Genomic DNA, 7516 nt, shown 5'->3' on the forward strand with positions numbered 1-7516 from the left:
CCGGGTCGCCCGATCAATACGCGCGCATCGCAGAAGTCGGCCCTGTTGCGGTGCACAGGTAGGGAGTGGGGTCCATGGGTGCTTCGATTCGTTCTCGCGCCACCGCGCTGGCAAGCCTTCCGCGCCGCTGCCGTTTGGCCGGATGGCTGGGCGCCATGCTCGCGCTGGCCGCTCCATTTGTTGCAGCGCAAGAGGCCGCTTCGCACACCTGGGCGAACCCCGTCGACATCGACTACCGCTACAACTTCGAGCAGATGAACGAGGGCATCTCGTACCGCACGGGCGCCGACCCGGCGGTGGTGCGCTATGGCGACGCCTACTATCTGTTCCTCACGATGGCGGATGGTTACTGGCGTTCCACCGATCTGCTGCACTGGCAGTTCGTCAAACCCAGCCGCTGGCCGTTCGACAGCGAAGTGGCGCCGGCCACGCTGGTGGCGGGCGGCAAGCTGTTCCTGATGCAGGCGGCGACGCAGCCACGACCGCTGCTGTATTCCACGGATCCCGCGCATGGACGCCTGGATTTCTGGACGCGCCTGCTGCCGCCGGTGCCCGGCGCCGTCTCCAGCGATGAGCACTACACGCTCAAACCCGGCGAGCTGCCACCCGGTCCGTGGGATCCCGGCCTGTTCCAGGACGAGGATGGCAAGACCTACCTCTATTGGGGCTCCTCCAACGTCCATCCGCTGTACGCCGCGCAGCTCGACCTCAAGCTTGGCGACGAAACGGAAGGCGAGGGCAAGCGGCTGGCTTTCGTCACCCAGCCGCAGTCGCTCTTCACGCTGCATCCCGCCGAACATGGCTGGGAACGTTTCGGGCAGGACCACACCGACGACCACACGCTGCCCTTCATGGAAGGCGCGTGGATGAATCGCCATGGCGACCGCTACTACCTGCAATACGCCGCGCCCGGCACCGAGTACAACGCGTACGGCACGGGTGTCTACGTGGGCAAAGGTCCGCTGGGCCCGTTCGACTACGCGCCCTACAACCCCATCGGCGAAAAGCCCGGCGGCTTCGTGCAGGGCGTGGGGCACGGCTCCACCTTCCAGGACGCGTACGGCAACTGGTGGAACACCGGCACCTCATGGATCGGCAGCAACTGGACCTTCGAGCGCCGCATCGGCCTGTATCGCGCCGGCTTCCATGCAGACGGCCAGATGTGGGTGGATACGCGCTTCGGCGACTTCCCGCAGCGCATGCCCGATCACCTGCTGAAGGAAGACGAGGACACGTTTACCGGCTGGATGCTGCTGTCGTATCGCAAGGCGGCAACGGCCTCTTCGGCATTGCCCGGCCATCCGGCCTCGGCGGCCGCCGATGAAAACCCGCGTACCTTCTGGGTGTCGGCAAGCAACACACCGGGCCAGACGCTCACGCTCGATCTCGGCGGCGAACGCACGGTGCGCGCGGTGCAGGTGAACTTCGCCGACTACCAGTCCGGCCGCTACGGCGATGCGCCCGACATCGTGGCGCAGTTCCGCATCGAGGGTTCGCGCGACGGCCAGCACTGGGACACGCTGGCGGATCTCTCGCACGAAACGCGCGATCGCCCCAACGCCTACCTCGAGCTGCCGCAGGCGGCGCGCGTGCGCTATGTGCGTTACGTGCATGGGCATGTCGGTGCGCACACGCTGGCCATCGCTGACCTGCGCGTGTTCGGCCATGCCGACGGTGCGCCGCCACCCGCACCCGCGCAGGTCACCGCGCGGCGCCTGGCCGATACGCGCAATGCGGAAATCAGCTGGTCGCCCGTGCCGGGTGCCGTGGGCTACAACGTGCGCTGGGGCCTGGCCGCCGATCGCCTGCACAGCACCTACCAGCGCTTCGCCGACCAACCCACGACACTGACGCTGCGCTCGTTGAACAAGGGCGTGCACTACGTGGTGGCGGTGGAAGCGTTCGACGAACACGGCGTGTCGGTACTGTCGGCCCCGCAGCGCCTCTGACGCGAACGCCGATGGTTGCGTGAAGGCGATGTGTGCGTCGTAGCGCATGTGCGCGTGCGGCGTGGCGACGGCACGGTTCCGTGCAAAGATCGGCCATGGCCCGAACCCTGCTGGCACTCCTGGTTCCTGAAGCCGATCCCGTCGTCGCCAGCTTCCGGGATCAGCATGACCCCTCGGCGCGCCGGGGGCTGGGCGCGCACATCACGCTGATCTATCCGTTCGTGGAAAGCGAACTGCTGTCGCCCACGATGCTGGCGCGCCTGCGCAGCACCATCGCCGACCTGCCGGCGCCCATGTTTCGCCTGGTTGAAGTGCGCATGTTTCCCGCGGTGGTCTGGCTGGCACCGGAGCCCACGCGCTCCATCGTGCAGTTGGCGGGCGCGATCGAGCGTGCCTTTCCCGACCAGCCCATCGGCGGCGGTGCCTTTCCCGAATACATTCCGCACCTCACCGTCGCGCGCCGCGTGCCGAAGGAAAAGGACGCCATCGCCAATGAAGTGAAGGCCCGCCTTGCCGACTATGGTCCGATCTATTGCTGGTGCGACAACGTCACCTTGCTGGTTAGCGAGGATCGCCGCTGGCGGCGACTCGCGGACTTTCCGCTGTTGCACTGAGCGGACCCGCGGCGCATTCATGCAGCAGCCGCTGCAGTTTCTGAAGCGCCGGTAGCAGCGACTCGGGTTCGCGCAGAGCCTTGCGGGAGGCACCGATGGCTTGCCGCAACTTGCCGGGCGCATCGCCTCGCACGATCACCGCAATCGCGTCGCTGCGACAGGCAAGCAAGGTGTCGGCCCAGTCGGCCGGTTGCATGGGGTACGTCCGGCGCGTCAGCCACCGCACGACGCGGAAGGGAGGCGTGACCTGCACGAGCAACTCGCATGCGTCATCGAATGGCGTTGCATCGCGCGTGGACGTCGCCGGGTCGACGGCCTCGACGAGTGCGGCAAGCGCATCGGCGAGACGTCGTCGCAGCACGTCGGTGGACCGCACGGGCCACACGAACCAGGCCGCACTCACGCCGATGACCGCGCCGATGGCGATTTCTTCCAGGCGTAGCCACAGCATCGCCGACGGCGTGCCGCCATCGAAGCCCTGCAGCAGGGCCAGCGCCACGGTGACGAACAAGGCCCACCACGCATACGCAAACGGTCGCAGCCAGACACCCATGAAAAGCGAGGCGAGGATCAGCGCGCCCGTGGCCCTTCCGTCCAGCCCGAGACGCAGACTGAACATCAGTGCGACAAAGGTGCCCGCTGCTGCGCCAACCACGCGCATGCCGCTCTTGTAGAGCACGTCGAGCCGACCACGGTTGCCGCTGTTGACGATGAAGGCAGTGAGCACGATCCATGCCCAACGCTCGGCAAAGAACACGAAACCCACGACGAAAGCCAGCGTGAGCGCGACCGCCATCTGCAGCGCCATGCGCGTGCTCGCGGCCATGCGCGGCGAGCCATCGCGCATCGCCGCTGCCACCGCCGGTGCATGCTGCGGCGCTGGCATGGGCAGCTGCATCCGCTTCATCAGCAGATGCGCGACATTCACCCAGAACAATGCAAGCAGTGCGATGACCACGGGCACCAGCAGTGGTGGCAGCAGGCCGCCAGCGCTCGCATGCACATGGGGCACCGTCAGCAGGGTGACGAAGGGCAGCGCGATCAGGCTGCCCGCCCGTCGCGCCATCGGCCCGAAACGGCGGAGCCAGATCGAAACGAACATGCCGGTGATGAACGTGGCGGCGCCCACCCATGGCCAATGCCGCAGCAACCAGCCCACGCTCAGGGTGGCAAAAGCCACCGCCGGCAGCACGAGGGCGGCTTCGATCCGCCCGCGACGGTCACGGTCGAGCTGGCTGCGCGACAGCGACAAGGCCAGGACCACGCCCAGTACCGCCGCGCCTGGTCCAGGCGCGATCGCCAGCCCGCAAAACACCGTGGCGAGCGCCGCCGCCGTGGTGGCGCCAGCCTCGATCAAGGCCTGGAGCAGTAGTGAGCGGCCGGTTCCCTGGCGTTGCGGCCGGACTGGGTCGGTGGTGGTCATGCGGATCCCTCGCAGCGCGTACGCGCCAGCGTAACGGACGGCCAGGCGGACCGGCGCATTCTGACAACGGCACGCTACGCCCGCCCCGGCATCGGCTACCCTCCGCCGGTCCGTCCCGGCCCGCGGCGGACACTGGGGGAAGGCGACCGGGCCACCACCGCAGGAGCATCCTCCGATGAATGGTTTCCGCGCCGTGTGCCTCGCCACCCTCGTGGCCTTCATGTTCGCCCTGATCCCCACCGTCCATGCCTCGCAGGACACGCCCAAGTCCATGCAGGGAAAGCCCGATCTCTCGGGCCTGCATGATTTCGACTTCCTGCAGGGAAACTGGACCAGCCATCACCGCAAGCTCAAGGAACGGCTCGCCAACAGCCACGACTGGGAAGAGTTCGACGGCACCCTGAGCATGCGCGAGCTGATGGACGGCCATGCCAACGTCGACGACAACGTGTTCAAGACGGCGGAAGGCACCTACCGGGGCGTCGGTCTCCGCTCCTACGATCCCAAGACCGCCCAATGGGCCATCTGGTGGCTGGACGGACGTGACCCCTTCGGCCAGCTCGACCCGCCCGTCAAAGGCCATTTCGAAAATGGCGTCGGCACCTTCTATTCCACCGATACCCTGCGCGGCAAACCCGTGCGCGTGCGCTTCATCTGGTCAAAGATCACCAGGACCACCGCCCACTGGGAGCAGGCTTATTCGGCCGACGACGGCAAGACCTGGGAGGTCAACTGGGTCATGGATTTCACCCGAGTGCCATGAGGCCTGTGTCGCGGCGCTCCAAGGCGCAGGTGATGTTCCGCGGGCATCTCCGGTGTGAACCTGCCAAGCGAAGGTGCGCCAGCTTTTGACTTGAAACACCTATGCTTCGAACCGCCGGGCGCGGCATAGTGCCGGGGAAAACAGGCATGCCGGCGCGAGCCGGAGCCGATGGCAGTTTCGGTACCAGAGACAACCAAGGGGATGTTGATGGCGATGTGGCGTGCAGGATGCGTGGGCGTAGCGATGTTGCTGGCGGGGCCGGCCTTGGCCGAGGACTGCAATCTGAAGGATTACGGCACCTTGCCCGTGCAAATGGTCGGCAATCAGGCGACGACCATGGTGAAGATCAACGGCACCGACACGCGCTTCATGCTCGATACCGGTGCCTTCTTCAACACCATGTCGGCAGCGAGGGCATCGGCGTTGGGGCTGAAGACGCAACCGGTACCGTTCGAATTCCGTCTCCGCGGCGTGGGTGGCGACGTGAGCGTCCAGCAGACGCACGTCAAGGAATTCGGCATCCTCGATACGACGCTCAAGAACATCGCCTTCATCGTCGGTGGCACCGACACCGGCGACGGCTTGCTCGGCGCCAACCTGCTCGACCTCGCCGACGTGGAGATCGATCTTGCCCATGGCAAGCTGACGCTATTCAAGGCGGAGCATTGCGACAAGGCATCGCTGGCCTACTGGGTCAAGGGCAGCGGCGGTTACAACATCGCCGACATCGATTCATTCGATACTCCGTATGACCGACGCACCTTCTTCAACGTGACGATCAATGGCAAGACCGTGCGGGCCCTGCTCGACTCGGGTGCGTCCGCCACCGTGTTGAGCCGTGACGCAGCCCAGCGCCTCGGCATCGACCTGAAAGGGCCGAATGCCATACCAGGCAGTACCAGCATGGGTATCGGCACCAGGCAGGTAAGGACATGGACCGTGCCCATCGACTCATTCTCGGTCGGTTCCGAAACGATCCAGCACAGCCAGATGCAGGTGCTGGACGGCAGCATGGGCGACCGGACCGACATGTTGCTTGGCGTGGACTTTCTCCTCGCCCATCACATGTTCATCTCCAACAGCACGAAGAAAGCTTTCTTCACCTATAACGGTGGACGCGTGTTCACCTACGCCTCTGCTCAGGGCGATGACGCAGCAGCGGATACCGGCAACGCCGCAAACGGAAACAACGCCGCGCCAAAGACGGCGGCTGATTACGCCCTGCAAGGCGAGGCGCATCTGTCGCGTGGCGAACTGGGCGCCTCCATTGCAGACATGGACGAAGCGATACGCATGGCGCCCGACCAGGCGGCCTATTACGTCGCCCGTGCCAGGGCACACGAGGCAAACAGCCAAGCCGATGCCGCGCTAGCCGACCTCGACAAATCCCTGAGCCTGGCCCCGAAGGACGTCGATGCCCTGCTGATGCGCGCAGGACTCCGCCTCGAGCACAAGGACCGCGCCGGCGCCGCCGCCGATGTGGCACAGGCGAGTTCCGTGGCGCCTGCCGGTTCCAAAGCCGCGCTCACGGTTGCCTACTTCGATGTCGAATTCGATCAACCCGCCGCCGCGTTGCCGCTGCTGGACGATTGGGTTCGTCTGCATCGGGATGACGCCATGCTCGGCACCGTGCTCAACGAGCGCTGCTGGGCGCGTGGCCTGAGCAACCAGCTGCTGGACGACGCCCTCAAGGATTGCCGCAAGGCAATCAGCCGTGACGGCAAAAAGCCCTACTACCTCGACAGCCTCGGTCTGGTGCAGTTGCGACTCGGAAACTACCCGGAGTCGATCAAGGCCTACGAGCAGGCAGTCGCTGGAAACCCGGATTCGGCATGGTCACGCTATGGCCTCGGCCTGGCGCGAATCCGCAGTGGACAGACAGAAACAGGCAATGCCGATCTCGCCGCCGCGCGATCGCTTGATGCGCAGGTCGATGCGCGCGCCTCCAAGTTTGGGCTTACTGCGTCCACGCCGTAGCTTGGGTGTCTTCTTTCGGCCCGAAAGCAGAAATTCGGGCTATCAAAGTCCGGGCGAAGCTCTACCGTGAATCAGGGGGACGTATGGTCGTGAGGCAGCTGGTAACGGTCGGTTTCAGGCTGTTTGCCATTTGGTTGTGCATCACCGCGTTTCAAGCTTTTGGTTTGATCGCTAGCGTGCGGAAGGTGACGTCTTCCTGGGGAGATTCGCCCTGGCTTGGTATGTGGATCGTCGGCATATTCATCGGTGTTGCCATTATCGTTTGGGCAATTAGTACGCCGTTGTCCCGCATGCTCACCTATGGCATGTCCAGAGTCGAAGACGCACGCGTCTCGGCAACCGATCTGGTGGCAGTTGGGTGCGTTCTCATGGGGTTATGGTGGCTGAAAGAGGCGACCTTTCCCTTACTGGGTCTCTGGCTCAAGGCTGTCGCCCTTTCTCCAGAAGCGGGACAAACAGCCTTCGCATTGCTGGGGGCAGAAGGAAAAGTAGCCGCAGGCTTGGATTTGCTTGAGATAGGTGTCGGCTCGTACTTCGTGATGCGACCGTACAAGATTGCCAGGCGCCTGATTTCCAGCGTCACGGCAGCGACCGATCCGGAGTCGCCCAGTTGACGGCGACATCTGGGCGACTCGAGCGAATGGGTTGCACTGATCGTCGATGTCCGTATATGGACTCCTCCCCATTGCAAGCCTCCCGTGCTCTGGCGTCCGTGTCGACTGCACACGTATATCCGGCCTCTGACAACCACACCGCATAGCGGTGCTGGGCCATGATGGGCTAGTCGCGC

6 protein-coding genes are annotated in these 7516 nt (G+C 64.9%); 5 read left to right on the forward strand and 1 reads right to left on the reverse strand.

Annotated elements, in window-relative coordinates; genetic code table 11:
* Positions 1-74: 74 nt before the first annotated feature.
* Both EPB08_RS19930 and EPB08_RS19935 read left to right on the forward strand, forming a co-directional pair.
* The gene (locus EPB08_RS19930; protein WP_229238431.1) at positions 75-1949 is read left to right on the forward strand and encodes a family 43 glycosylhydrolase; all 1875 of its coding nucleotides are present in this window, start codon (positions 75-77) and stop codon (positions 1947-1949) included.
* A 95-nt stretch (positions 1950-2044) separates the two neighbouring features.
* Positions 2045-2563, forward strand: coding sequence for a 2'-5' RNA ligase family protein (locus EPB08_RS19935; RefSeq protein ID WP_130620873.1), 519 nt, complete (start codon positions 2045-2047; stop codon positions 2561-2563).
* Here EPB08_RS19935 and EPB08_RS19940 read toward each other — a convergent pair.
* Positions 2511-3986, reverse strand: coding sequence for an FUSC family protein (locus tag EPB08_RS19940; RefSeq protein WP_165418554.1), 1476 nt, complete (start codon positions 3984-3986; stop codon positions 2511-2513). The two genes, EPB08_RS19935 and EPB08_RS19940, sit on opposite strands and share 53 nt — an antisense overlap.
* Before the next feature lie 175 nt (positions 3987-4161).
* Here EPB08_RS19940 and EPB08_RS19945 point away from each other — a divergent pair, with 175 nt between their 5' ends.
* The 3 genes from EPB08_RS19945 (at position 4162) to EPB08_RS19955 (ending at position 7340) form a co-directional block, all read left to right on the forward strand.
* Positions 4162-4749: a hypothetical protein gene (locus EPB08_RS19945; protein ID WP_205746419.1), complete on the forward strand. Its 588-nt coding sequence runs from the start codon at positions 4162-4164 to the stop codon at positions 4747-4749.
* 207 nt (positions 4750-4956) lie between these two features.
* Positions 4957-6726, forward strand: coding sequence for an aspartyl protease family protein (locus EPB08_RS19950; protein ID WP_229238432.1), 1770 nt, complete (start codon positions 4957-4959; stop codon positions 6724-6726).
* Positions 6727-6815: 89 nt separating this feature from the next.
* Complete coding sequence (locus tag EPB08_RS19955; RefSeq protein WP_130620875.1) at positions 6816-7340, forward strand: hypothetical protein; 525 nt, start codon at positions 6816-6818, stop codon at positions 7338-7340.
* The last annotated feature ends 176 nt before the right edge of the window (positions 7341-7516 follow it).

The sequence above is a fragment of the Dyella amyloliquefaciens genome, assembly GCF_004296575.1.
GTDB lineage: Bacteria > Pseudomonadota > Gammaproteobacteria > Xanthomonadales > Rhodanobacteraceae > Dyella > Dyella amyloliquefaciens.